General features: G+C 58.2%; 16 protein-coding genes. 1 reads left to right on the top strand and 15 read right to left on the bottom strand.

The genetic code is table 11. The features are described 5' to 3' along the window. Positions 1 to 22 precede the first annotated feature (22 nt). From ACE6ED_RS01935 to msrA, 15 genes are all read right to left on the bottom strand, one after another. On the bottom strand, positions 23 to 898 hold the full coding sequence (locus tag ACE6ED_RS01935; protein WP_410825262.1) for a carbohydrate ABC transporter permease: 876 nt from the start codon (positions 896 to 898) through the stop codon (positions 23 to 25). A 12-nt stretch (positions 899 to 910) separates the two neighbouring features. Next, on the bottom strand, positions 911 to 1,843 hold the full coding sequence (locus tag ACE6ED_RS01930) for an ABC transporter permease (protein WP_410825392.1): 933 nt from the start codon (positions 1,841 to 1,843) through the stop codon (positions 911 to 913). Positions 1,844 to 2,022: 179 nt separating this feature from the next. After that, entirely contained in the window at positions 2,023 to 3,207 is a 1,185-nt protein-coding gene (locus ACE6ED_RS01925) for an SGNH/GDSL hydrolase family protein (protein ID WP_410825261.1), read from the bottom strand. After that, positions 3,200 to 4,264 carry a beta-galactosidase BglB gene (gene bglB, locus ACE6ED_RS01920; protein ID WP_410825260.1) on the bottom strand — a complete coding sequence of 355 codons (1,065 nt, stop codon included), beginning with the start codon at positions 4,262 to 4,264 and terminating at the stop codon, positions 3,200 to 3,202. Before bglB ends, ACE6ED_RS01925 begins: the two co-directional genes overlap by 8 nt. A gap of 374 nt (positions 4,265 to 4,638) precedes the next feature. Continuing rightward, positions 4,639 to 6,288: a glycoside hydrolase family 30 protein gene (locus tag ACE6ED_RS01915; protein WP_410825259.1), complete on the bottom strand. Its 1,650-nt coding sequence runs from the start codon at positions 6,286 to 6,288 to the stop codon at positions 4,639 to 4,641. Between the two features lie 73 nt (positions 6,289 to 6,361). Continuing rightward, positions 6,362 to 9,040, bottom strand: a complete 2,679-nt coding sequence (locus tag ACE6ED_RS01910) for a glycoside hydrolase family 3 C-terminal domain-containing protein (protein WP_410825258.1) — start codon at positions 9,038 to 9,040, stop codon at positions 6,362 to 6,364. Between the two features lie 466 nt (positions 9,041 to 9,506). Then, positions 9,507 to 12,752: a beta-galactosidase, LacZ type gene (gene lacZ / locus ACE6ED_RS01905; RefSeq protein ID WP_410825257.1), complete on the bottom strand. Its 3,246-nt coding sequence runs from the start codon at positions 12,750 to 12,752 to the stop codon at positions 9,507 to 9,509. A gap of 301 nt (positions 12,753 to 13,053) precedes the next feature. Then, positions 13,054 to 13,929: a sugar phosphate isomerase/epimerase family protein gene (locus ACE6ED_RS01900; RefSeq protein ID WP_410825256.1), complete on the bottom strand. Its 876-nt coding sequence runs from the start codon at positions 13,927 to 13,929 to the stop codon at positions 13,054 to 13,056. A 64-nt stretch (positions 13,930 to 13,993) separates the two neighbouring features. Beyond that, positions 13,994 to 14,809 (bottom strand): carbohydrate ABC transporter permease, encoded by an 816-nt coding sequence (locus ACE6ED_RS01895; protein ID WP_410825255.1) that lies wholly within the window; start codon positions 14,807 to 14,809, stop codon positions 13,994 to 13,996. A gap of 40 nt (positions 14,810 to 14,849) precedes the next feature. Further along, positions 14,850 to 15,731: a carbohydrate ABC transporter permease gene (locus tag ACE6ED_RS01890; protein ID WP_410825254.1), complete on the bottom strand. Its 882-nt coding sequence runs from the start codon at positions 15,729 to 15,731 to the stop codon at positions 14,850 to 14,852. A 1-nt stretch (position 15,732) separates the two neighbouring features. Then, positions 15,733 to 17,100 (bottom strand): ABC transporter substrate-binding protein, encoded by a 1,368-nt coding sequence (locus ACE6ED_RS01885; protein ID WP_410825253.1) that lies wholly within the window; start codon positions 17,098 to 17,100, stop codon positions 15,733 to 15,735. A gap of 541 nt (positions 17,101 to 17,641) precedes the next feature. After that, entirely contained in the window at positions 17,642 to 18,451 is an 810-nt protein-coding gene (locus ACE6ED_RS01880) for an HAD-IIA family hydrolase (RefSeq protein ID WP_410825252.1), read from the bottom strand. 210 nt (positions 18,452 to 18,661) lie between these two features. Further along, entirely contained in the window at positions 18,662 to 19,240 is a 579-nt protein-coding gene (locus ACE6ED_RS01875; protein WP_410825251.1) for a glycerol-3-phosphate responsive antiterminator, read from the bottom strand. A 156-nt stretch (positions 19,241 to 19,396) separates the two neighbouring features. Beyond that, on the bottom strand, positions 19,397 to 25,096 hold the full coding sequence (locus ACE6ED_RS01870; RefSeq protein ID WP_410825250.1) for a glycerophosphodiester phosphodiesterase family protein: 5,700 nt from the start codon (positions 25,094 to 25,096) through the stop codon (positions 19,397 to 19,399). 306 nt (positions 25,097 to 25,402) lie between these two features. Continuing rightward, positions 25,403 to 26,281, bottom strand: a complete 879-nt coding sequence (gene msrA / locus ACE6ED_RS01865; RefSeq protein ID WP_410825391.1) for a peptide-methionine (S)-S-oxide reductase MsrA — start codon at positions 26,279 to 26,281, stop codon at positions 25,403 to 25,405. Positions 26,282 to 26,522: 241 nt separating this feature from the next. Here msrA and ACE6ED_RS01860 point away from each other — a divergent pair, with 241 nt between their 5' ends. Then, a complete protein-coding gene (locus tag ACE6ED_RS01860) occupies positions 26,523 to 26,711 on the top strand; it encodes a helix-turn-helix domain-containing protein (protein ID WP_410825249.1) in 189 nt (62 codons plus the stop codon). The last annotated feature ends 36 nt before the right edge of the window (positions 26,712 to 26,747 follow it).

Raw genomic sequence — 26,747 nt, 5'->3', positions numbered from 1 at the left:
TATCTATACTTGGCGGTCCCGGTTATCCTTTGATCGCGCCAATCGTTACGCCTTTGACAAAATAACGCTGCAGCAGCGGGTACACAACCAGCATCGGAATCACCATCACCATAATGCCGGCAGCCTTGATGCCTTCCGGCGTAATATTGACGGCCTCCTGCGCCTCCATACTGTTCAGCTCCTGGAGGACTGACTGGCTTTTGACCATCTGCTGAATCAGCACGGTGAGGTTGAACTTCTCCGGACTGTTCATATAGATCAGGACATTGAAGAACGAATTCCAGTAATACACGCCGTAAAAAAGCGCAATCGTCGCCAGCACCGGCAGGGACAGCGGCAGCACGATGCCGGCAAGCAGCCGCCATTCGCCCGACCCGTCGATCCGGGCCGCCTCCACCAGCTCCTCGGGAATGTTCTCGAAAAACGAACGCATGATCATCATATTATACGTGCTGACCAGAGCGGGCAGCCAGAGCGCCGCGTAGGAGTCCACCATACCCAAGCTGCTGATTACGAGGTATGACGGAATCAGGCCGCCACTGAACAGCATCGTAAACACGATCGCCAGCGTCAGCGGACGGCGGCCGTAGAAATCGCGCCGGGACAGCGGATACGAAGCAAAAATCGTAAAGATCATGCTGAGCGCCACGCCGACGCAGGTTATCAGCAGACTGTTGCCGAAGGACCGGAGAATTGGCGTTCCGTTAAACAGCGTGGTGTACGACTCCAGCGTAAGATCTTTGGGCCAAAGCGTCACGAATCCCGACAGCACCGCATCCTTGCCGCTCAGCGACAGAGACGCTAGATGCACCAGCGGAAGCAGGCACAGGATGCCGGCAAGCGACAGCAGAACGTAGTTGAAGCCGTAAAAGATTTTTTCTCCTCTTGTACTTTGCATAAAATCCTCCCGTTACCACAATCCCTTGTTGAACCGGCGGGCGATGGCGTTCGATATAAGCACCAGAGTCAGCGCGACCAGCGAGTCGAACATGCCGAGCGCGGCGGTAAGGCTGAATTGTCCGCCCTGCAGGCCGATGGCGTAAATGTAGGTGCTGATGACCTCGGAAATACCTGACACAATGGAGTTTTGCAGCACATACACCTGGTCGAAGCCAACTTCCATTACCCGGCCCATCGCCAGAATCAGCATGATGACAATTGTCGGGCTGATGCCGGGCAGCGTGATGTGGCGAATCTGCTTCCATTTGCCTGCGCCGTCCATGCTGGCGGCTTCATACAAGCTCGGATCGATCGACGTAAGCGCGGCCAAATAAATGATGGCGTTGAAGCCGGCGTCCTTCCAGATGCCCGAGCCAAGAAAAATGGTTACCCACGACCATTCCTCAAACATAAACGGGAACGGTTCGCCGAAGATTTTGGTCACCAGGGCGTTCACCACGCCGGTCTGGGAAAAAAGCGTGATCACGAGTCCGCCCACGATAACCCAGGAGAAAAAATGCGGCAGGTAAACCAGCGTCTGGACTGATTTTTTAAAATATTTGTTGCGCACCTCGTTCAGCATAATCGCCAGCGCGATCGGGAACGGAAAAGCCACGACGACCGACAGGACGCTGAGCACCAGCGTATTGCGGATAATCTGCAGCGACTGCGCCTGGGTAAACAAATTGGTGAAATTATCGAAACCGACCCACTGGCTGCCGAAGACGCCTTCGTAAAACGTGTAGTTTTTGAACGCGATCACCAGACCCGCCATCGGCGCGTACTTAAAGACCAGGTAAAAGGCGATCACCGGAAGGAACATCACCCATAAAGGGAGATTATTTTTGAAGCGCTGCGTCTGCCAAAACTTTTTTTTCGTCCGGATCTGCTCCGGCGTCTTCATCCGCAGAACCGCTTCACTTGCTGAATCCGCTTTCAAGTCTGCACCTCCTTTCCAAATTTCAAACAGCAATATCGGCTTTGTATTTCTTGTTTGGTGAAACCTGTTCGCTCTGAAATGGCCGTTTCATGTCCCCAAGATACGCTGTCCGGGGCATCTCCGGCAATATTCAGTTTTCCTGTTTATTGCGGTAAAACCGCGTAACCACGCAGTTTTTCGGCGATTCGATGTGCAAGATTCCCGCCCATCAGAATATGGCCGTTATCGCCCGGATGGATCAGGTCGCAGCTGAGGTCTCCCATGTCGGTCAGCACTGTATCCCCTTCAATCAGGTGCAAATCGGGGGAGTTCAGCCGTTCCGCCTCCTCCCTCAAAATGCGGTTAAACTGTTCGTCGGTCCCGTGCACCGGATGATCCGGAAAGGAAGCAAAATTCGGATAGATCGTAATTAAAAACAGCGGCTTGCCGGGATGGGCCGCGTGCAGCCGTTCCAGCATATACCGGACCCGCTCCCGGAACTGCTCCGGCGGCGTATTATCCCGCATGTTCACGCCCAGTTCCAGGGTCATCATGGACCAGTCTTCCTCCTCCGCCAAAAAATCGGCGATCACCGGCTCGCACATGCACGATCCGCTCATCCCCAGATTCCGGACATCCGCCCTCAGCCTTCTCGCCGCCTGGGCGATATAGGCCATGCTGCTGTTTTCGCCGCCGTTCGTGATCGACGAGCCGTACGCGATCCATTTCAGCGCAGGCGTCTCGCCAGGGGCTGGCGGGCGGACCGGGTGGCCGAACGTTTCGATGCCATGGTAGATGCAAACGTAACGGCCAAACACAATCCGCCACACTTCGGGAGCGAACCCGGACCCGCTCAAGCGCTCCCGAGGCGCATCGGCCAGCCGGGGCGGTTCCGCCAACTGCAGCGTTCTTATCGTCCCTGCGGCGAGCCGGTGTTCGGAGTGAAACAGACTTCCCTTGTATACCGTCACCATCCCGTCCGTTTCCGGCAAACACAAGGTTACCCGCACATTTCCCGCTGCCGTGACGAAGCGGATTTCACACCCGGCCGACTCCCCCGCAATAAAGCGGCCGCGTTCATGCAGCAGCTTCTCCCTTACGGACCGGGGAAACCGGCGCAGGTACACGCCGCCGCCCGGCGCGGGTTCAAGCTCGCTGACATTGTGGAAGGCGACGGCGGCAGCTGCCTTCCCGGCAGGACATACCGTGCTCGGCTCAGGCATTCCTGCCTGTTCATCAGGCCTTGCTGTGCTCCATTCAGGCATTCCCGCCTGACCGCCAGGCTGTTCTGCATCCCATTTAGGCATTCCCGCCTGACCGCCAGGCCGTGCTGCACCCCATTCAGACATGCTTCATCGCCTCCACCATCAGAAGCAGCGTCATCGACTGGCCGTACGGCATCGGGCAGATTGGAATGTCGCGGTATTCCTGCAGGGTGCCCCCCATTCCCGTCCCGTAAGAGACGCCCTGCACCACACCGTCCTCGCCGATCTGTCCCAGCACATATTCGAACGCTTTCCACGCCGGCTCGCGGTACCGCTCATCCAGCACGCCCTGCCGGACCGCCTTCAGCATGCCATAGGCAAAAGCCGCGGTCGCCGAAGTTTCCAGATAGGAGTCCGGGTCGTCCAGCAGCGTGTGCCACGCGCCTTCCGGAGACTGCAGCTCGGTGAGCTTCCGCACCTGCCGCTCCAGCGAGGACAGCAAAAACCGCTCCACGCCTACCGGCAGCCCGGCCATATCCAGGTAGTCCACCAGCCCTGCGGTATACCAGGAGTTCCCTCTTGCCCACAGCGCTTCCGCAAAATGATGATTCCCCTCAAACGTCCAGCCGTGAAAAAACAATCCCGTTTTGGGATCGGTCAAATACTTCAGATGCACAAGAAACTGCCGAATGCTCTCCTGCACACACTCCTCGTCCTTGAGTAAAAGACCCATCCGGGCAACAAACAGCACCGTCATATACAGCGTGTCGTCCCACAGCTGGCCTTCGTTGGCCGCGCCGCTCACTTCATGCTGAATGCCCTCTTCTTCCGTGCGGGGCATCTCCCGCATGACATAATGCAGCCAGCTTTTGCACAGCTCCAGATAATCCCCGCGCCCGGTTTCTTCCGCAAGATAAGTCAGCGTAAGCATGGGGCACATCGTATTTACGTTTTTGGGCGGCAGCCCTTCCTTGATCCTGCGGTCGAACCAGTCTGTCAAAAATTCGAGCTGCTTGGCATCCCCCGTCTCACGGTAATACAAATACAGCGCAAACAATCCGACCCCCTGGGGCCATTCCCAATTGTCCATGGAGATGATCCCGATGGGAGCCGTCTCTTTGATCGACCCTTTCATCTCCTTCATTTGCCCGATCACCCGCTCCATACGCTGTTCAAGCGATTCCCTCGTAAGCGTGGTCATATGCGTCCCCTTCCCGCTGGCCTTGAATTAGGGCGGGCGGGTTCCGGCCAGCTGCCGTCCGCCCCTCCCCTGCACCGCCTAGTGTAGCCACAGGCCGCTTCGTTCGTCCATTAACAAGAATCTCGCTTATCCCGCCAGCAGGTAATGGTCAGCCAAAACGGCAGGCTTCATCCTGCATGCGCCACTGTATCATTCTTTGCAACGCGGCAGAATCGTTAACAGGCTTGATCTTTCAGTATGTAAAATAATGGATGACCTGAATCGTTAAGCAGGCAAAAGGCCGCCCGGTCCGGAAGCTCTCCGGTTGGGCGGCCTTGTAATTTGTTTCATCTATATCGGCTATCGGCGTCTTTGACCTCAGACGTTTTCCATCCCTACGGCTCCCACTGGAACGTCGCAGCTGATCCGGCCGATAGCGGATAAGCGAAGCTTCTGCCGTCCCACACGACCTCCACCGTCTCCGGCTCATCGCCGGTATTGGCGCAAATCAATACTATACTTCCATCCGGATTCCGGAAGGCTGTGTGAACAACCGATCCTTCCGGCAAAGTTCCTTTCGGCGAAGTTCCCTCCGGTGAATAGGAGCCAATCCGGACCGCGCCCGGCTGGACAAATTTGGACGCATGACCAAGCGCGTAATATTCGGGGTTGCGGACAATTTTCCCATTCGCGGGATCCAGCGTCACGACACCTCTGCAATCGGTGCAGCCGCCGTTTGCGGGGCCCCCCTCCGGGTCCAGCGCCAGATTCCACATGAGCACGGTTTCCGCCCCGTTGCGGGTAGCGCCTATAATCAGCTTCGACATCATCCAGGCAAAGCTGCCGCCAAATTCGCCGCTCCAATTGCCGCCGCTGCATTCCGTAAAATAAATGGATTTGTCCGGAAACGCCGCATGTACCCGGCCCATTGCTTCCGGTTCGCCTGCGTAACAGTGATAAGCCGTTCCATCCGTGTACCGGGCAGCGCCGGGATCGGACAGCACGGTCTGCGCATAACGTTCGCCGATGTCCCAATTGTGGTCAAATGCGATGATTTTGGTGCCAATTCCATTCCGCTCAAACGCAGGACCCAGATAGTCCCCGATGAACTTTGTCTGTTCCTGCGCACCCATGCTCATTGTCGGATAATCCGGTGAAGTGAACTCCGGTTCGTTCTGCACCGTGACCGCATCAACCGGAACGCCCGCCGCTTCATACGCCTGAATATAACGGACAAAATACTCCGCATACGCCTCGTATACCCGTTCGTTTGTGTAATCCAGGTACCAGCCGGAATGAACCGCTTCGCCGTATTTCATCCAGGGCGGCGCAGTCCACGGCGTTCCCATCACTTTAACCGCCGGGTTCAGACGGACAATCCGTCCAAGCAGCCCAATGACCTCCATATCGCGTTCGACCGAAAAATTTTTCAGTTCAAAATCCTGTGTTCCTTCCAAGGTATCGTCGTAAGTGTAGCTCGCGGGCTGCCCGTTCCCGTCTACGGAGAAATCGGAAGCGCCAATTGTATGCCGGACATAACTCAAGCCGATGCCTTCCTGCGTAAAAAGCTCCTGCAGCAGCTTTTCCCGCTGCGGCTCACTCAGCTTCCGACCGATCAGATAGGCGCTTGAACCGGTCATCGCCGCGCCAAAGCCCTGGATCGTCTGGTACCGGCGCTCCGGCTTCACTTCAATCCGGACAGGCCGGCTTATTCCTTGCAGTCCTTCACTTGGTGCACCTTCATCTTGCCGCCTTTCGCCCTGCACCCTATTGGCCTGTACTCCTTCACCTTCTATCTCTCCGTCCTCCGGTCCGTTCCCCTGCATCATTCCCTCACCCGGTGCAGGAGAATAGGCTTGCTCTATCCCTTCAGGCTCCGCTCTAAAAACCGCCTCAGGCTGAAGCTCCAACAGATGCTTCTGGTCGGAGGTGGTCAGCCAGATCTCGGCGCGGACGGACGCCTCCGGGGAACCGGATCGGCTGATTGCGAGCAGCAGCACTACGGCCGCGGCCAGTGCTCCTGCCGTTTTGATCCATCTGCTCACGGCAGACCCTCCTTGCCGTTACGCCGAGAAGCCGGAGCGCTGCCGCTCCGGCTTCCTTAACAGGGCGCCTTCGTTATTTGCCCGAAGGACTGCCCACCGTAACACTTGTAGTCAGGCGGATGTCGGAGGAAGAGCTGCCCACGTAGATCGGCACTTTTCCATTCGGCATCACCCATTCATGCTTCGCTTCATCCCAATAAGACAGCGCCTTGGCGTCGAGTTCAATCTCGACCCGCTGCTGTTTGCCGGGCTTCAGCTCCACCTTGCTCCATCCCGCGAGCTGCTTCGGCGCCGTGGCGGCAGCCGTCGGCAGCTTGCCGGTGTACACCTGCACCACTTCGGCGCCTGCAACGTCCCCGGTGTTGCGCAGGTTAAGCGCAACTTTGACGGTCTGCTTATTAGCAGGCCCGCTGACTTTCACCTTCGCGTTCCGGTATTCAAACGACGTGTAAGACAAACCGTGTCCAAAAGCGAATGCCGGCTTGATGCCCGCCTGCTCAAAGCCGCGGTAACCGACCATCACGCCTTCGCTGTATTCCGAGACGCGGTTTACGCCCGGGAATTGCTGCTCCGAAGCAACCGGCGTACGCTCTTCGTTAACCGGGAACGTAACCGGCAGCTTGCCGGAAGGATTCACGTCACCGAACAGCACGCTGGCAATGGCGTTACCCTGCTCTTGGCCTGCGTACCATGCTTGTACAATCGAATCTACATCTTTTTGCCAACCGTCCATTTCCACCGCGCGGCCGCTCATTGACACAACAATGGTTTTCGGATTAGCCGCCGCCACTTTGGAGATCAGACGGCTCTGGTTGTTAGGCAGCTCCAGGTCGGAGCGGTCAAAATACCCTTCGCTTTCGTACGTCCGCACAACCACAACGGCCACGTCGGATTTTTTGGCCAGCTCAACGGCCTTTTGCATCTTATTTTCCACTGCATTGGCCGGCGGCTCCCAGCCGAAACGGATCATGCCGCCAAAGTCGGTCGAAAGGCCGGGTCTATAAGGAGTGCTGTATTCTATTTTTACTTCGTGGCGTTCGCCCGCTTTCAGCTGAACCGCAGCTTTTTGGGTTTCCAGCGTTTCCTTTGTGTTTTCGGCGATCAGCTTGCCGTCCAGATACAGCTTGGCCGAGCCTGTGCTCGTCACCGACAAGTTGTATTCCCCGGTCTGTGGAGCGGTCACAAAACCTGTCCAGCGCGCGGACATCAGGCCGTTCAAATCGCCCGGCGTCGCAGGCAGTTTGGAAGACTGGCCGTTAAGTCCGTCAAAGTTGTAGAAGCCAAGATTCATATTCACTTGTCCATCCGTACGGACAAGCGACGGCTCGCCTTCCATTTTGTTGTTGGTCCAGTATTCGGCGCGAAGTCCGCTTTTCTCTCCATACCCTCCCGAAGACAATACGGAAGAAGGAACGGCATCCGGCCCGTTGACGATATCGCCGGTTCCGACCGGATCGGTGCCCGGCGCATATTCGACGCGCACTCCGTTTCCGGCGCGGTCTTTAATTCCTTGCAGCGCGCTGACCGTATAGGTCGGATTCACAAGCGAGCTGCCGCCGACTGTGGTATACGTATCGGCATCCGGCCCGATAACAGCAATCGACTTCAGCTTGCTGCCGTCAAGCGGCAGCAGCTTATTGTTGTTCTGGAGCAGCACCATACTTTCTTCGGCAATTTCCCGTGCGGCTGCGCCGTGGGCTTTTGCCGGAATTTGTTCGTTGACCGCAGGCTGCTCAAACAATCCTTTTTGAAACATCTGCTCCAGCGTCCGGCCGGCCATCAGATCGATCCGCTCCTCGCTCACTTTGCCGCTTTCCACAGCGGCGAGAAGCTGGCTGCCCCACTTGCCGTAAGGTTCGCCCGGGGTTTCCAGATCCAGTCCGGCCATGGCAGATTCCACGGTGCTCAGATTTGCGCCGTAGTCACTCATCACAAAGCCTTCAAAGCCGATGCGGTCCCGCAGCATCGTCGTGAGCGCCTCGGGGTTCTCGCACGCGGCTCCCCCGTTGATTTTGTTAAACGAACACATGACCGATCCAAGTCCTGCTTCCTTGACCGCAGCCGCAAAAGGACGGGTATAAATCTCCATCATCGCGCGTTCGCTGGCCCGGGAGTCGACGGTAAAACGGTCCGTTTCCTGATTGTTCAGCAGATAGTGTTTGGCTGTGGCGATAACCGGGTAGCTCTGTACTGCATTCACATAAGCAACGCCAAGCTTCGATTGCAGCAGCGGGTCTTCGCCAAGCGATTCAAAGTTACGGGAGCCCCATGGAAGACGGGCAATGTCGAAGCCCGGTCCAAGCAGGACGTTGTGCGTGGTGTGAAATGCTTCATTCCCCACCAGATCGCCGTATTTGCCGGCCGTTTCGGTGTTCCAGGTTGCCGCGAGCGCCATTGGCGCAGGGAAGGCCGTGGATTGTTTATTCTGAATATCCGGGTTGGCGATGCGCACACCGGTTGGGCCGTCCGCCATCGTCAGCGCGGGAATTCCCAGCCGCTCCACCGGCGCGTTGTAGAACCCGTAGAAGTTATTTACGTTGCCTGTTACAAAATCCACTTTTTCCTTCAGGGTCATTTCCTCAAGCAAGAGCCCGGTCCGCTCCTCCGGAGAGCGGGATGAGTCCAGCCAAGGCCGGTCCGTATGGGTTCCGGCCGCAGCCGCGAAGGCCGCCTGCTGCGGCATCATAACGGCGATGCTCAAAATCGCTGCCGTCAGCAAGCCGCGAAGCTTCAATCTCGGTTTTACTGTCACTGGTCTTTTTCCTCCTCTGGGTGGTAGTACCCGGGAGTCCGTATCCGGCTCCCTTTTTTCTCCTGCATGCTGCCTGTCCCCTATGTACGCCATTTCGTGAACGCAGCTAACTGCCATATAGGACGTGAACGTGCGTAATGGCCTCTTTTCCGGCTTGTCGACAAGCGGACCAGGGACGGGGCGTCCCGGCCGCCTGTACAACGTTAAAATAATTCCCGAGGGTTTGCACCCGTTAAAATCTGCCATTGGGAATGGCTGCGTTCACAGAAAATGGAAGTAACCGCTTCATTTTAGGTCTATAATCCTTAATTTTTTGTAACTATTTTTCCCTTTATCGTTCTAGGGTCTTACAAAAATAGTCCGGCTATTTCCAGATAATTATTACAAAAAATTAACCTTGTGCCCATAAAAAAGCCTGTGCATACAAATTTTGTACGCACAGGCGGACGCTCAATTTCTCAGCCTCTTATTTCATGGGTTCATCGCCGGGAAAAGCGGGGGCGAGCAGGAATTCAAACGTTAAGTCCTCGTCTGCCGGAATGCGGTATTCCTCATGGACCGGCGCGCCCCAGCTGTCGTCGCCTCCCACGCCCATTTGACGTCCAGCTATCGTCACCACCGTATAATGTACCTCCGGTAGCTCCCATACATGAGCGGCATTCTCCAATTCAAAAGCGGTGTAAGGCGACAGCGAGCACTCAACCGGACGCCCCGGCAGCGACCGGATCTCCAAACCATGACCCAGGCTGTCGGTAATGCGGACCTCGCGGACGCCGGTCCGGTTGGCTGACTCCTGCGGCACCAGATACGGCGCGGACAATTCGTGTACACTCCGGCGGAAGCGGCCCAGCCGCGCTCCATGCACCCGGTCGCTGTAATTCTCCTCCGGGCCCATTGCATACCATGCCGACTCGCTGTAAGCGGCGGGGATTTTAAAGGACAACGCTACCGTCGGAATATCCGGCAGGCCTTCGGCTCCGCGGTAGGATGCCCGGACCTTGATCCGGCCGTCGGCGTATACGCAGTATTCCACAGTCATCCCGGCATCCGGGCTGATGCTGAATACGTAATCGAAACTCACGGTGGCCTGCCCGTCTCCCTTGCTCAGGTTAACCGCGGTACATTTCCGCGCCAGACTGGCGGCGAACCAGACGCCGGCATGATATCCCATTGCCGTTCCTTTGTCATTGTCGGTCGACGCCCGCCAGAACTGCGGCTGCGGCGGGACGGCAATCAGCTCGCGGCCGCCGTAGCGGAGCGAAACAAGCGAGCCGGCTCCCTTCGAAAAAAGAACGGTGAACCCTTCGCCCATCACCCCGATATTCACATCGCCTTCCACAATCCGCAGCGAACCGGCAGGTACCTTCGGCTTCCCGACGCCATTCGCATCCGCCGCAGTTTTTATGCCTGCAGTATCAACAGTTCCTGCGGTTTCAGCAGCTCCTGGGACTTCAGCAGTTCCTGCGGCTTCAGCAGTTCCTGAGACCTCAGCGGCTCTTGCGGCTCCTGCAGCTCCTGCAACTACAACGGCTCCAGCAGCTTCCTGGCCTTCTATCCCTTCCACACGGAAGACATGCTCGCCAAAAGCCACTTCATGCCCCGCTTCCGCCCACAACGTGTTGTCCTTCAGCACCATGGAAGCCTGGATGCTGTATTCTCCTGCTTCCTCCAGGGATGGAAGCTCAAGCGGAAACACCGTTTCCTCAAGCGGAGCAACATCGGCGCACTGCTGGTACACGAATTGTTCCCGGCCCTCATACAACAGGCGAATTCGCAGCTCATAGTCCGAGGTGCCGATGAACAAGTTGCCATTACGGATTCGGACATTGTCCCGGTCCGGCTGCAGCCGGATATTTTGATAAAGCGCCTTTACTTCCTGCATCTTGGGGGTTACGGTCCGGTCTGCAAACACAATGCCGTTTCCGCAAAAGCTGTAGTCGGTCGGCCTGTCGCCAAAATCCCCGCCGTACGCAAGATATTCACGGCCATACCGGTCTTCCCGGATAAGCGCCTGGTCGATGTAATCCCAAATGAATCCGCCTTGATACATCGGATACCGGTCCTCCAGCTCCGTATACTTATGCATCCCGCCGATCGAATTGCCCATCGCATGCATGTATTCGCAGCTGATGTAAGGTTTGCCTGGAGCATTCTCCAGATAGTTGGCGATATCCGCGGGTTTGGCATACATCCGGCTCTCCATATCGCTGGCCGCGTCGAATTTCCGGTTATGGAACACGCCTTCGTAATGAACAAGCCGGCCCGGGTCGGCATCATGGAAATAACGTGAAACGTTAAGAATGACTTCCCCAGCGTATGATTCGTTCCCGCACGACCAGATCAGCACCGACGGATGATTCCGGTCGCGCAGCAGCATGGACTCCGCCCGGTCCATCACAATGCCTTCCCATTCCGGAAGGTCCCCCGGCACGTTCCAGGACGGCTCCACCGCGCCGAGCTTTTGCCACGAACCGTGGCTCTCCAAATTCATCTCGTCGATGACATACAGACCGTATTCGTCGCACAGCTCATACCAGAGGCTTTGATTTGGATAATGGGAGGTGCGGACCGCGTTGATATTGTTTTGCTTCATTGTCCGGATATCCTGCAGCATATCCTCCCGGGTAATCGCCCGGCCCCGGCGGCAGTTGAATTCATGGCGGTTAACGCCTTTAAAAACAATTCGTTTGCCGTTCAGCATCATCAGGGAATCCTTCAGCTCGAACCGCCGGAACCCCGTCTTCTGCACCACAGCCTCCACGCATTGTCCGCCGGCATCAAGCAGCGACAGGCAGACCCGGTATAAATAAGGCTGTTCGGCGCTCCACAGCCGCACCGTTCCGGCGGGAATCTGCAGCACAGCCCTGCCGTTTCCGACCGGCCCTTCGGCCTGAGCCACCTCGGCGCCCGAAGCGTCGATCAACACCGCACGCACCGACCCGGCTGCGGCTTCAAGCAGCTCAAGTTCCACCCGCACGGTTCCTTCGCGATACTCGCCGTCAAGCTCGGCCCGCACAGACAAATCGCGGATATGCATTGCGGGCACCGCATAGAGGTACACCTCGCGGAAGATGCCGGAGAACCGCCAAAAATCCTGATCCTCCAGCCAACTGCCGGTGCTGCGCTGATACACCTCAACCGCCAGCTTGTTGTCCCCATCCTGAAGGTGCGGCGTCAGCTCAAATTCGGAAGGGGTGAAGCTGTCTTCCGCATATCCGACAAACTGCCCGTTCAGCCAAACGAAAAACGCGGACTCGACTCCCTGAAACGAAATAAACACGCGTTTGCCGCCGCCGAGACGTTCCGGAAGACGAAAATGCTTCACATAGCTGCCGACCGGATTATAATCCTGCGGAAGCTCCGGAGGACGGACATCGCTTAAGCCGTCCCAGGGATACATCGTATTGACGTACTGCGGCGTACCCCAGCCCTGAAGCTGGATATGTCCGGGAACCTCAATGTCCGGCCAAGGCGAGCAGTCGAACTCCGGCTGGTGGAAGCCGGCCGCGCGGGACGCGGGATGAACCGCGTAGCTGAATTTCCACATTCCGTTCAGGCTGTGGCGCAGCGGCATGGGTCCGTCCTTCAGCGCTTCATTCATCGTCTCGTAGTAGCGGTGATCCGAATGCGCCTGCTCGCGGTTCACCCGGTAAATGGAAACATCGCTGAGCCAGTCCAGGCTCGGTTGAAGCGTTTTGTTCGTGCTGATCATTGGTCCAAATCCTCCTGTAATCGGTGTAATGGATGTCCTAAACCTATACCGCTTTGCTCCGTAAGTTTGTTAGCGCTATCAAAAACAAACCCAAATTCCGAGTTGCGGTGCCTAACAAACGGGTCCTGCGGTTCTGGCCTCATTTTCCATCAATCCTGGACCGCTCCGTGTCTGTTCAATAACTCCTATTCTCCGGCTGCGTCAGCGGAATCCCAGCTTATGTCCTTCATTATAAATAGCCCCCACCCGCATGAAAATATAAAAAAACTTCCCCCGCCGGTCCGGGAGAAGCGAAAAAAACTTATATGCCTATCTCCGTTTTCGCCTGCCCCTGATAGCCGTCCGGAAACTGCCCCCTCAAGCTGTGCAGCCGGACTGCGGATACCAGCAGCTCCTCCGGCCGCCGCAGCTCCAGCACCCAGTCGCCCGAATAGCGGCAGGCTGACAGCCAGGCAACCATCGCTTCGATCGGGACGCTGCCTCCGCCAAGGCCGAGGTGTTCGTCTTCCTGTCCCCGGTTGTCGCTGAGATGCAGCGAGACCAGCCGAGGCATCGCCTGCTGCAGCAGGAAGAGACAGCGGCCCGGCCCGGTCATATGCGCATGCCCCGCGTCAAACACGAGACCCACGCGCGGGGAATTCACCTTATCGGCAATCTCCAGCAGGAACGAAACCTCAATCCCGTACAGCCCGGGGTAAGGAGGAACATTCTCCAGCGCGATCACCGCTTTGCCCTCCGGCGTCCGCTCCAGGACGCGGGTAAGGAATGCGGCGATCCGCTCCTTCGCCTGCCGTTCCTCGATCTGCTGGTACCGTTCCTCCGCCCCTTCCTCCGCGCTGCCCGCATGGAGCACTACACAACCGCCGCCCAGCCGTTCCGCGATGCGAAGCGTCTCCAGCAGTACCGCTTCGGAGTCCGCGGCGGTTTCCGGGTCCGCAGACGCCGGATTGCAGCCCGTGATTGGCGCATGGATGCTCCACCGGATACCGTATTCCTCTCCGGTACGCTTCAGCGTCTCAAGCTGTTCCTCCGGCCAGGCGAGCAGTTCGCCGTGCCGGCCCTCGCACATAATTTCAATCCGCTTCCATCCGTCCTCCGCCAGCAGCCGGACTGCTTCGGACAAGGGGCGGTCGATATAAGCATAAGTAGATACGGAGCAGTTCTCCCGGGCTATCATCAGCATTTCTCCTTCGTATCGGAACGGCCCGCTTCCGTCGGGCGGAAAGCGGGCTGGACCTCTTTTATTTAATTCCGGAATGAATAAAGCTGTCGATAAACTGCCGCTGAAAAACAAGAAAAATTAGCAGCAGCGGCGCAATCACCAACAGCGTGGCAGCGCTGACTTCGGTCCACTGCACCCCAACCTCAAACGACTGGGCGAAGATGGACAGACCGACCGTAAGCGGACGGTTCTCCACCGAATTCGTGACAATGAGCGGCCACAGGAAGTTGTTCCATTGATAGCTGATCGACACAAGCGCAAACGCGACATAAGTCGGCCGGGACAGCGGAAAGTACACTCTCCACAGCACCTGCCACCGGCTGCAGCCTTCCATCAAAGCCGCTTCCTCCAGCTCGTAGGGGATCGTCTTGAACACCTGGCGGAGTAAAAAGATGCCGAAGGCCGAAGCCAGATACGGCAGCATAATCCCCAGCTTCGTATCCAGCAGCGACAGCTGCTTCAGAATATTGTAGTTCGGAAAAATCAGCACATCGGCCGGGATCATAATCTGCGCCAAAAACAGGAGAAACACAATACCGCTCCCAGCAAACGGCACGCGCGCAAACGCATAAGCGGCCATCGTCGCGGTCAGCATCTGCACCGCAAACACGCCGACGACGATCAGCAGCGTATTCAGGTAATACATCCCAAACGGCGCGGCGGACCATACGGTCGAGAAATTGCCGAGGGTAAAATCCGCCGACCAGAAGCCCGACAGTGCCGCCTGGCGCGGCCGGAAAGCCGTAACCGTCATCCAGACGAGCGGTACCAGCCAGACAACCGCAAGCACAAGCATCAGGGAATTGCCGATTCTCGGCGTCCATTTTATCGGCATAAGCCAAGCCTTTCCTCCCGGAGCATCCAGACTTCCGGGATCAATGATAATGAATTCTCCGGTCCAGCCCGAAGAACTGAACCGCCGCGAACAACAGCAGCAATCCGATCATCACGACAGTCAGCGCCGAAGCCATGCCTTGGTCCCAGAAGCTGAACGCCGTCTCATAAATGTAATAGAGCAGCAGATTGCTGGAGTTGTTGGGGCCGCCCCGGGTCATAATCATCAGGTGATCGACCAGCTTAAACGCATTCGTTAAGGCGACGATGCTGACGAACAGTGTGGTGGGCATGAGGAGCGGGAACGTGATTTTGCGGAACACGGTAAAAGCACCCACGCCGTCCATCTGAGCCGCTTCGTAGAGCTCTTTCGGAATATTTTGCAGACCGGCCAGATAAAAAATCATAAAGTAGCCCGCTTCCTTCCAAATGATCATAAAGATCATCGCCCACATCACAAGACCCGGCGTGCCAAGCCAGTTCAGCTCCGCCTGCCCCGTCCACGACAGCATCCGGCTCATCAGCCCGTATTCCGGCGTATAGATGAACAGCCAGATATTGGCCGCTGCGATCATCGGGATCAGAGTCGGATAAAAAAACGCCGTCCGCATCAGGCCTTTCCCGCGCAGCGCCTTGTTGGCGAACACCGCCATCAGAAGGGCCAGGGCGATTCCCGCAGGAACCGTCCCCACCGCAAACAAAGTGTTGTTGCCCATGACCTTCCAGAAGACCTCGTCGTCCGCCAGCCGGCGGAAATTATCCCATCCGGCGAACACCGGCTCCGGCACGGCCAGATCGGCCTGGTACAGACTTAACCGCAGCGTAAGAAAAATCGGGTAAAACGTAAACAGTGCCAGGAACGCCAGGGAGGGCAGCAGCAGCAGCCAGGCGAACCCGTTGTTTCTCCATCGGCTTCCGGCCATGCTACTTGTTGAAGGACGCCAGCGCCTGATCGGCTTCGGTCTGCGCCTTCTTCAGCGCGTCGGCCGGAGACAGCCCGCCGGTAAGCGCCGCCTGGACGTTGTCGCTCAGAATTTTCATAACTTTGCCGTTGTTGTGCGTGGACAGCTCAGCCGCCGCATACTGTAGCTGATCGCGGGCCACCAGCGCCGCCGGGAACTCGGATGCATAGGTCTTCATCCGCTCGGTTTCATACGCCGATTTGCGGACCGCCACATAACCGGTGTCGATACTCCACTGCGCTGCACGTTCGGTTTCTGTCATAAATTTTACGAACTCCCATGCTGCCTGCTGCTTCTCCGGAGCCGTGTCTTTGAAAATATAGAAGTTGCCGCCGCCCGTCGGGCTGCCGTACTGCTTTTTGGCCGGCAGGAAGCTGACGCCAAAGTCAAAGGTGGCATTCTTTTTCACATTGGTCAGGTTGCCTGTCGTGTGGTACATCATCGCCGTTTTGCCTTCCAGGAAATCGGACGGCACCGTACTCCAGTCCGTTACGCCTTCCGGCATCGCCTTGTGCTTCGCGGCCAGATCAACCCAGTACTGCAGGCCTTCTACGTTCTCCGGCGTGTCGAACATGACTTTTTTGCCGTCCGGCGTCATCAGGTTTTCCCCGTTCTGCAGCGCGAAGGTCTGCATCATCCAATAAGCAAAGCCGGTTACGGGAATCTCAAGGCCGAAGCGGCCTTCTTTTTTCAGCTTAACCGCATATTCCTGCATTTCCTCCCAGTTGGCGGGTCCCTTCTCGGGATCAAGTCCCGCTTCCTTAAACATGTCTTTGTTGTAGTAGAGCACAATGGTACTGCGCTGGAACGGGATGCTGTACGTGTGTCCGTCCGTTTGGGAATTCGCCATAAAGGCCGGATAAAAATCGGACAGGTACTGGTCTCCGCCTTCTTTGGCGATAAAATCATCCAGCGGAACAATCGCGTTCATATCGAGCAGGCTGAACAGCTCGGTCGACTGCAGCACAGCCACATCCGGCGGCTGTTTTGCCTGCACGCCCGCCTGGGTTTTCACCGCCGTGTCCGCGTAGCTGCCGGTATAAACCGGCGTCACGTCAATGTCCGGATGCTCGGCTTCAAAATCGGCCGTCATCGCCTCGATGGTTGCCGTCAGCGGACCGCCGACTGCGATCGGGTAATAGAAGGTCAACTCGGTTTTCTTGCCGCTGTCCGCAGAAGCGGCCTGCACTTCGCTTTTGCCCGCATTTACGTTTCCGCCGCTGCCCGATCCGGAACCTGATCCCGAATTGCCGGCGTTTCCGCCGCCGCAGCCCGCCAGCAGGGATAATCCCAGCGCCGCGGCCAATACCTTCGCACTCCACTTTTGCATAACGTCAATCTCCTCCACATCATATTGTGTATAACCGGCATGCCGCCCTGCCCGGGCGGGCTTTTTGGCAGACCACCCGCGAGCCGGGATGAAGCCATCTTTGCTCGTATGGGTGCCGCCGGGAAGCCTCGCCCGGTACCGGGGCAAACAGGCCGTTAACAGAAGACGCGCCGCTATAGACGACCGGCATGTCTTCCACTCTACCAAACGCGTTTGTTCCCTTCGTCAGATCAGGGTAAAGCCGCTGTTAAATTCCCGTGTTTTTTGAAGCAGGCAGTGCTTGGGGGTGAGTCGGACGGTACCAGATACGGCGCCGGACGATGCGCCGGGCAGCCGGTGTACGCCGGGAAGCCGAGGCCGCATGCTGCACTGCCGGGCTGCTTGCGAGGCAAGCCGTGCGGTAGCTAAGACAGCAGGTGTACGCGGGTAGCCGGGCAGCATGTTACTCTGCCGGGGCTGCACCCGAGGCAGCCTGTGTTACTGCGAGGCCGCTCGCACATGCTGCATTCGAGGCCCACGCACTACAGCCGAAACGGCCCGCTCACCCAGCCGCCTCAGGCCCCGCATGCAGCGGCAGCATCTCGTCCAGGGACGTCCAGATATAATCCGGCGCAACGGGGAACCCCGCTGCATCCTCCCGGGACGATGCCCCGGTCAGTACCAGCGCCGTCCGCATCCCGTGGCTTGCGCCAAACAGGATGTCGGTATCCAGCCGGTCGCCGACCATCAGGCAGCGGTCCCCGCTCATCCCGCTCCACTCCAGCACCTTGGCCGCATAGTAGGCGGAAGGTTTGCCGATCACCGCGTGCACCGTGCCGCAGCTTGCAGCCTCAATCGCTTTGACCATCGACCAGGTGTCCGGAATCAAATCCCCGGCCACCGGGCAGTTCGGGTCGGGGTTCGCCGCAACAAGCAGCGCCCCGCGGCGGACGGCGGTCATCGCCAAATGCAGCTTCGCATAATCAAATGCCCGGTCCATGCCCACCAGTACATGGGTGGCCTCTGCCGGGTCATTGGTCATCGGAATGCCCGCCTCCGCCATCTCGGCGAGCAGCGCTTCCTCCCCCGCGACCATCACGCGGAGAACGCCCTCCATCTCCCGGAAATAGGCGGCGGATACGAAGCCCGCCGTGACGATTTCCTCCTCCAGTGCTTCAAGCCCCAGCGCATGGAGCCGGTCCCGGCAGTCCCTCCGCGTACGGATGGTGGTGTTGGTGAGAAACCGCACTTTTTTGTCCAAGCTTCTTAAATGACGCAGCGTTTCCTGCACGCCGGGCAGCAGCACGTCACCCAAAAAAATGGTGCCGTCCAGATCGAAAAAGTAGGTCTCAAATGACAGCGTGTCCGGCAACGATGGTACAGCCTCCTTTACAGCGGACGGACAACACAAAAAAGCCCGTTATCCAGCACCATAGAAGCTTGCATGGCAAACTGCGCCTGCGGCTTGTACGATCCTGCATAAGGGCTTTCTCCTCGTCTCCGACCCTTTGATATGAAATTACAGATAACTGTGTGCACTCTTACTATACGTCCGCCGTGTTATGCGAATATTAACGCTGGGTTAAGCTTTTGCAAAAGAATGCCACAGGCTTTTGTTGCCCATGGACACCGCGGCCGCCCCCGCTTGAAGCGCCGTTTCGATCTCCGCATGGTCCTTGATCAGTCCTCCGGCAATAATGGGCAGCGAAGTGCTTGCGCTGAGCTCTCCGATTACCCTCGGTATGAGGCCGGGCATCACTTCAAGCGCATCGGGGCGGTTCTGCCGCACCGTATGGATGCCGTGCTCCAGCGCGGAGGTGTCGATCAGGAACAGGCGCTGGATAGCCTGAAGTCCGCATTTTTTGGCCTGCTTCACCATATGGCTTTTTGTTGAAATAATACCGGCCGGACGCACCCGGTCCGCGATATACTCCACGGCAACGGGATCGGTCCCCAATCCGGCGAGAAAGTCGACGTGTAAAAATACTTTTTTGCCTGATTCATTCGCCTCGCGGACGTAATCCTCCACGGTGAACAGATTGCCGGTCAGCAGAAACAAGATCGGCCACTCGCTGCGGCAGGCAGCCGCCAGATCCTCCGGCTTGCGCACCGCCGGAATAATGGTTTTGCCCGCGGTTCCCGCAAACAGCCCGTTTTTCATTCTGATGCCTCCTCCTGTGCGGTTTATCTTCTATTATATAAGCCGATTATCAGGGCTGGATAAACTCGCCGCGGCTTGTCCAGCTTTCTTACCCTTACGTCAAAACCGGGCATGCGCCAAACCCGCATGCCCGGACTGTTTCTTTGAAAAAAAGCTTTAGTCGATATACCCGGCTGTGGTCAGGAAACGGTGCAGCAGCACCGCCGACTGGGCACGCGTCGACTTCGCTTCAGGCTGCAGCGTATCGGCGGTTACCCCGCCAAACAATCCTGCACGGAGCACTGTGTTCCAGTCCTCCTTGCCCCAGCGGACCGCCGCGGCGTCCTTGAAGCGGTCAACTCCGCCCCCGGAACCGTTCCCGGCTGCAGCCTGATCCAGCCCCGCATAACGGAGCGCCCGGGCCATCATCGCCGCCTGCTCGGCCCGCGTGACGGACGCATCGGGACGGAAGGTGCCATCACCGTAGCCGCCAATTAACTCCGCCTGGGCTGCCGCCGCTACATAAGGCGCAAACCAGTCGGTTGCCTCTACGTCGGACATCGTCGGAACAGTTCCGGCCGCATCCGGCACAGGCAGTCCCAGCGCCCGGGTCAGCATGGCCGCAAATTCCGCGCGGGTTACAGCACGTCCAGGCTCGAACGCCCCGCTTCCGGTGCCGTTCAGCAGCAGTCTGCCTGCCAGCTTCTCCGCTTCGCGTTCAGCCCAATGTCCGTTCATATCGGTGAACGGCACATTTCGGGTAACGGCGGTATAGATTCCACCTCCGCCATGCGTCAATACGATTTCTCCTGTGTTCCCCGAGCGGCCTGGCGTAAAGGCCAGTGTGCCTGCTGCGGAATCGTATACGGCCGGGGCCGCTGTTCCGCCTCTGAGGCCGTCCAGTTTAATATAACGGGACATGCCTTGGATACGAAGCTCTTGCCCCGTTCCGGCGCTGCCGCCTGCGATGCGCAGGCCGAATTCAACAGCCGGTCCAGCCAAGGCGCCGCCCGTCTTACCTGCCGCTGTGCGGACCGCATCCGCTTCGGCTCCGCTCAAAACGCGGACGGTAAAGACAAGGTTTGGCAGCTCGCCGGCTTGACCTCGCAGCGCTTGCGCAAGCTGAAGCAGCGGCAGTCTGTAGCCGGCTGCACTATCCGCGGAGGCCACGGTCAGCTCGGTGCCGGCGCGTCCGGCGGCATCCAGCAGCGCGGCTGCCGGGAGCGTCAGCGTGTCTCCGGCAAAGCGGACCGTCACCCGGTCGTGCGACTGGAAGGCGCGCTGCAGGTCGCCGGCTGTGACGGCGCCGCCTGCGGCTTCCAGGGTCGCCCCGGCCGGGGCCGCTGCGCCCGGCGCGGTTACAGCGCCGGCTGTGTTTCCGGCGGTTCCTGTGCCGCCGGGAGTGCTGGTGCCCGGCGCTGTGCCGCCGCCGGGGTTGCCGTTACCCGGCGTATCTCCGCCGCCGGGGTTGCCGTTGCCCGGCGTGTCTCCGCCGCCGGGATTGCCATTGCCCGGCGTATCTCCGCCGCCGGGGTTGCCATTACCCGGCGTATCTCCACCGCCGGGGTTGCCGTTACCCGGCGTGTCTCCACCGCCGGGATTCTCCCCGCCCGGCGTGTCTCCGCCGCCAGGGTTCTCCCCGCCCGGCGTATCCCCGCCGCCGACCACAATCGCCACCGGCTGCGTGTACAAATCGTACGTGCCGCCGCCTTCAATCGCAGCCGAATAACGCAGCAGCGCATAGGATGTTCCGGCCTGGGCAGCCTTCACCGCGCTGCCTTCCGCCTGCGCCGCCTGGCCGCTGATGAGCACCACCTCCGGCTCGACTTTGATTTTGTCGCCCTTATAGGTCTCCGCCTCGGCGTACAGCTTCCGCGTCTCTCCCGGGGCAAGCTCAATCCGGGTCTCCGGCGCAGACAGAGAAGCCGCCCAGTCGGAAGCGTAATACGTATAGTCGGTCGTAATGCCAAACGCGCCCATTTTAAAATATTTGATGATATCATCCCGTTTGTTCAACGTCCAAGGCGAGATCAGCAGGCCGCGGTGTTTGGCCGCTTCCATGAACTTCGGACCCAGTCCGCTGAAATCGGTATTGTAGGTCCAGTTCAGCTTGGACAACGTCTTCAGCGTGTCGCGCAGCGAACCTTCCACGTTGTTTTCGCTTGCGATATAACCGGTCAGCAGCCCTGCCGGCAGCTCCGGCATCTGCGCCGCAAGGCGCTCCAGCTGGGCCGGATAAAACGACATCACGTTAACGATATCCTCGGCGTTATGCGCTTTAACTGTCCGCACAAACGCGTCCACCGCCGCCGGCGTCTGCGTCTTGATTTCGGCGTACAGCATCCGGCCTCGTTTGCGGGCCAGCTCCAGCTGCTCGTCCAGCGTAGGCATGCGGACAAGCGGGAATCCTTCCGGATACGGCTTGTTGGCGTTGTAGGTTTTCAGCTCTTCGAGCGTAAAATTTTCAACCGCCCCTCTGCCGTCCGTCGTTGTCTCCAGCACCGAAGAGTGAGTGATGATCAGATGGCCGTCTTTGGTCAGGAACATGTCGTTTTCAATGTAATCCGCGCCCGCATCCAGCGCCAGCACGTTGCTTTCGATTGTATTCTCCGGCGATACCGACGGCATGCCGCGGTGGCCGATCATATAGACTTTGCGGATCAGCGTGGTGTCCCGGTTGTACACCTTAAGCGCTTCGTGCGCTGCAGCAGGCGAAACGGTTACCATACCGTTGGCGCCCGCCGTAATCAGGCGGTGCAGCGGCAGCGTTGATCCGGCCGCGTCCGGCGCTTCCTGCCCCCAAACCATAATTGCGCGTTTTTGCAGGTAAGCCACATTTTCGCGGGTAGCTGCCCCGGCCGGCAGCAGCGCAACCCGGGCCTGGCTTGCCGCCGTCTGGCGGCGGATTTCCATCAGCTTGTCGGGCGTCGCCCCGCTAAGCGAGGTGAAATCGATTACGCCCCGGATCATCGGGTAAGCGGCTCTTGCCCGTTTAACCAGCTCCGCCTGATCGGAGACGATAAACACGTCTTCCACTCCCCGCGAACGCAGCTCGTGAACAAGCCGGTCGACCGCCAGCGCATCGGTTACATAAAACGCCGGAATCACTTTTTTGTCCACTGCAGCCAGCGCTTCATCCAGGCTCGAAATCACGTCCGCGCCGCCGCGTTCAATCACCTGCAGCTCCCGGTTGAGGTGAAAAATCGCCGTCGCCGGCAGCTTGTCCCCTGCCAGTTTGGACAGGTCATCCTTGTAGACGATGTCTGTCACAACCGTTGGCGCAAGCGCAATCCGGGTATCCGGCTCCGCCACCTTCACAAAAGGAGCAATCGCCGGTGCAGGCAGCGGCTCCTCCAGCAGCGTAACCCGGACGTTGTCGATCCGCATGGTGCTGCCGTCCGCCTGGAAGCCGATGCCGCCTTTACTGTAGGCGGTTCCCTGAATCGAGTCGATGATCATCAGATCGCCGATAAATTCCTGTACGCGGTTGCCGTACGTTTTTATCGTATAATGCAGGGATTCGCCTTCCTTCATCGGTTCGGTGTAAGAGCCGCGCTCCATGACATTCCACTGGTTGCCCGCCGTCCGTTCGGCAAACTCCACACCGTTATATACCGACGGCTCTTTGCGGACCGCCATCTGGTAATAGGGGTAATCATCATTTTGAATACGGAACATGATGGAGTTCCACCGGCTGGTATTGTTTGCCGCTGTATTTGCCACATCCGCTTCAATCACATAATTGCCGAACAGCTTCAGATAATCAGGCAAAATAACGCGCGAAGGGTTGTCCGGCGCAGCCCCCGCATTCATCACAAACGCCCCGCCGGATACGCCCGCCGTGCCTGCCGAAGCTCCTTGTTTACGTGTCCAGCCTTCAGGCAGTGTGCCGTCCGCGAGCTGATTGAAGTTTTCTTCGTACAGCACATATTCTTTAGCATCCGCTGCTTTTGCCACAATCGTCAGCGGAACCTCAGCGCCGTCCTTGTGCGCAACGGTTTGATATACGCCAGGCTGCTTGACCATCAGTTTTCCGTCCGCAGCTGACAGTTCTTCGTTATCCAGCTTCCATTCCAGCTCCGCTCCGCTCATCCGGGTTGACGTGTAGTCGCTGAATTCAGCGCCAAATTCAAGGTCCGCAAGCGCAATGGCCTCCCCGGCATCCGCTAAAATATAGCCGGTATCGTGAGTTAGCTTCAGCACCTTCGCTCCGGTGGCGGACGGCGATACCTTGACCCGGACGCTTGCCTCCGCCTGATAATACACGCCGGTAACCGTTGCTTCTCCTTCCTTCAGCGGCACCGGCTGATTATTTACAATCCGGATGACGTTTTCGTCGGAAGAATACAGCTTGATCTCCTGCCCCGTAAGCTGCTCCTCCAGACCGTCGGAATAGTAGACGGCGCCTGTGGCCGTCATCGGTCCGGTCAGCGCTTCGGCCGTGTCCGGAAGCTTCAGCTCCAGCCGGTCGGCGGTCAGGCGGGTAACCTTCAGATTGTCAAACGACACATCCGTCTGGTCTGCCTGGAAGCCAACTTTACCCCGTTCAAGCAGCGTGTCGCTGAATTTGGCATCCATCAGCTCGGTGAATTCCGCTGCGTCCTTCGGCTTGATATATTCCTTTACACGGTCTCCGAACACTCTGACCTTCAGTGTGTAGTCTTTGCCAAGCTCCAGCGGCTGCCACGTGCCGTTTTTCGCCACATTCCAGTTGTTGTCCGGCTTGCGGTAGGCGAATTCGTAAGCACCGTTTTGCCTTACGGCCATCTGGTTATACGGCGCTTTGCCGTTGGACGGCACCCGGAACATCAGCGCTGCCCAGCGTGCGCCATTCAGCACCTTATCAAACCGGACATCCGCTTCCACCGTGTAGTGGTCGCCCTGCACGGGAGCCGTTATGCGGGACTGCAGACCCGCGGCGGCACCGTTGAAGCGGAGCCGTCCGTTCGTGTACACCGCTTCGGTTGCCGTTTCGCGGTAGGTTGCCATTTCGCGATAGGTGGCGTCCGTGACGGAATACGTGTCCCGTGTCACCGTAAACGGCGGACTGCCGGCATTCGTATCCACAATCCATCCCGGCGGTGCCGCGCCTTCCTCCAGGCTATCGAAGTTTTCCTCGAACAGCACCGGATTCACCCTGCCGGATACCGGCTGTTCGCCGTTCAGCGTCACAACCCCGTAGCCGGAGGTATCGTTCCAGAAGCTGGAGGACCGGTAGGCGCTCCAATAGCTTGTCCGCTGTTTGGCCGGGTCCGCAGCGTCATAGCGGTTGGTCGCTCCAACCTCCAGACCGAACTGGCGGTTCAGCCGGGGATCGAGATTCAGCATCTCCCACGGCACCGCAAGCTCCGCGCTCCATCCTGTTTCCGTGGCGTGTACCGAACGCAGCACCTTTTTTTCGTCTTTCCCCGCATGGTTGTTCAAAGCCGCGCCAAACCGGAAATCGGGCGTGCTCCCGTCTTCGCCGTATACGATGCCGATCTGCATATCGTCCGGAGCGTACGGGGACGAACGGTGCAGCGTCGGGTCAAAAAACAGATTCATATTGTCCTGGTCAAACCAATACCCGCTGGCGTCCGAAATGGGCGTATTATCATCCATTTGCACTCCTATGTATAAATAGGTGTCGTCCCACAGCAGGCCGAACCGGTGGTCGTCGCCGGAAGCCGGGTCGGTCCGTACGTTCAGCGGCTCCGAGATGCTCCAAAAGGATTCGTCCAGCCGCCCGTCAATGGCGGGGGCCGTCAGTGTCCGGGCAGCCTGCATTTCCGCTCTGCCCGTTTCCGCCGCCGCTGCCGGTCCTGCCGGCAGAACAACCAGTCCGCTCAGCAGCGAAAGGCCGACGATTACATTCAGCAATCGTTTTGCTTTTTTCATCCGTATGTGTTACCTCCTTGAGTGGGGTCGGAAGATGAGGCCCGGCAGAGGGCAGCCCGTTATCCGGCGGCGGACAGCACAAAAAAACCCTTCCATGCGCCGCACAAGGCCTGCCGGAACCATAAGGTCCCTGCGCCTGAGGGCGTAAAGAGGGTTTTCTCCTTGTCTCTACCCGGGATTCAGTTGGCTGGAGCCGGATGCTGCGGGAGGCTTGCCGCCGCGCCGCCAAGGTCCGGAATCATCTAACGTTACCTTCACTTTAAAGGCGATTTATTATCCCGGTATCAATGCCGGGTAAACGGATTGTCAATTCGCTTCCTCCGGACCGCCGTCCGAAATAAAATGGAGCGCCGCCGAGTTGATCCGGTAATGCAGCCCGTCCGGTCCGGGGCCGTCATGGAACAGGTGGCCGAGAAACGCGCCGCTGAGCCGGGCCCGCACCGCAGTCAGTGTTCGTCCGTCCCGGTAGTCGGCTTCCCTGCGGACCACCCCTTCTTCTATCGGCCGGGTAAAACCCGGCCAGCCCGTGCCTGAAGCGAACTTGTCCCGGGAGTGAAACAGGGGATCTCCGCTGATCACATCGACATAGACGCCTTCGCGCGTATTGTCCCAGTATGCGTTCCGGTAGGCCGGCTCCATTGCTTTTTCCTGGGTCACCGCGTACTGCAGCCCGGTAAGACGCCGCTTCAGTTCTTTCCGGTCCCGGGGAGTGCCCCAGTGCTTTTCCGCAAACTCCGGCCGGCCCGAATGCTTGACATACTGTTTGTAATGATACGGATGGGATACCGGATAGTTCTGATGCACATCCTCCGCTGGATAAAACGGCCCTGCAGCGGTAATTTCCGTTACGATTTTCCCCTTGAAGCGCCTGCTTGCCTGAAGCTCGCGGCGGGAGGCCTCTGCTGCCCTCCGCTGTTCTTCATTATGATAAAAAATCGCCGTCCGGTAAGATGCGCCGCGGTCAAGAAACTGGCCGCCCGCATCCGTCGGATCGATCAGGCGCCAGTACAGCTCCAGCAGGCGTTCATACGGAAACCGTTCCGGGTCGTATTCGATCTGTACCGCTTCGGCGTGGCCGGTCATCTCTGTGCCGACTGTCTCGTAAGTGGGATTGTCCGTATGGCCGCCGGTATAACCGGTGGTCACCGAATAAATGCCGGGCAGCCCGTCAAATGGCTGAACCATACACCAGAAACAGCCTCCGGCAAAAGTGGCCAGCTGCTTTGGGCTTTCGTTTGACCCGCCCTCATTTTGCCCTCCGCTTTTTTCCTGCTCGTACTGTCGGTTTTGTTCAGCCAGCTGCTTTTTTCCCATAACCCGCGCCCTCCTTTCCTGCTTGTGGTCCGTTTTCCCGATCTGTTTGGTATATATTAACCCTATCGAGTATAATTGAGTATAATTAGCGTGTTTAAGGGAGCGAATCCACTTGGAAGAGCAGCATGAAATTATGACCATCGCTCAGGTGGCCAAATATTTGCAGGTAAGCGAGATTACCACTTACAAGCTGGTCAACGAAGGGGTAATTCCCGCCTTTAAAATAGGACGGCATTGGAGAGTACAGAAACGGGATTTATCCGAACTGATCGAACGGCTTAAGCAAGGAGAGCGCCTTTAGCCATGTTTCCTTATACCGGGGCATGCGGCGGATCTC

It is taken from the genome of Paenibacillus nanchangensis, assembly GCF_046543445.1.
GTDB lineage: Bacteria > Bacillota > Bacilli > Paenibacillales > Paenibacillaceae > Paenibacillus_AQ > Paenibacillus_AQ nanchangensis.
Note: the sequence above shows the minus strand (reverse complement) of the source record. Positions and strands in the feature narration are given on the sequence as shown.

Excerpts from the sequence above, each read along its gene's own strand:
- ACE6ED_RS01935 (WP_410825262.1), bottom strand. The coding sequence starts at position 898 with ATGCAAAGTACAAGAGGAGAAAAAATCTTTTACGGCTTCAACTACGTT.
- ACE6ED_RS01930 (WP_410825392.1), bottom strand. The coding sequence starts at position 1,843 with ATGAAGACGCCGGAGCAGATCCGGACGAAAAAAAAGTTTTGGCAGACG.
- ACE6ED_RS01925 (WP_410825261.1), bottom strand. The coding sequence starts at position 3,207 with ATGTCTGAATGGGGTGCAGCACGGCCTGGCGGTCAGGCGGGAATGCCT.
- bglB (WP_410825260.1), bottom strand. The coding sequence starts at position 4,264 with ATGACCACGCTTACGAGGGAATCGCTTGAACAGCGTATGGAGCGGGTG.
- lacZ (WP_410825257.1), bottom strand. The coding sequence starts at position 12,752 with ATGATCAGCACGAACAAAACGCTTCAACCGAGCCTGGACTGGCTCAGC.
- ACE6ED_RS01900 (WP_410825256.1), bottom strand. The coding sequence starts at position 13,929 with ATGATAGCCCGGGAGAACTGCTCCGTATCTACTTATGCTTATATCGAC.
- ACE6ED_RS01895 (WP_410825255.1), bottom strand. The coding sequence starts at position 14,809 with ATGCCGATAAAATGGACGCCGAGAATCGGCAATTCCCTGATGCTTGTG.
- ACE6ED_RS01890 (WP_410825254.1), bottom strand. The coding sequence starts at position 15,731 with ATGGCCGGAAGCCGATGGAGAAACAACGGGTTCGCCTGGCTGCTGCTG.
- ACE6ED_RS01885 (WP_410825253.1), bottom strand. The coding sequence starts at position 17,100 with ATGCAAAAGTGGAGTGCGAAGGTATTGGCCGCGGCGCTGGGATTATCC.
- ACE6ED_RS01875 (WP_410825251.1), bottom strand. The coding sequence starts at position 19,240 with ATGAAAAACGGGCTGTTTGCGGGAACCGCGGGCAAAACCATTATTCCG.
- ACE6ED_RS01870 (WP_410825250.1), bottom strand. The coding sequence starts at position 25,096 with ATGAAAAAAGCAAAACGATTGCTGAATGTAATCGTCGGCCTTTCGCTG.
- msrA (WP_410825391.1), bottom strand. The coding sequence starts at position 26,281 with ATGGTTCAGCCATTTGACGGGCTGCCCGGCATTTATTCGGTGACCACC.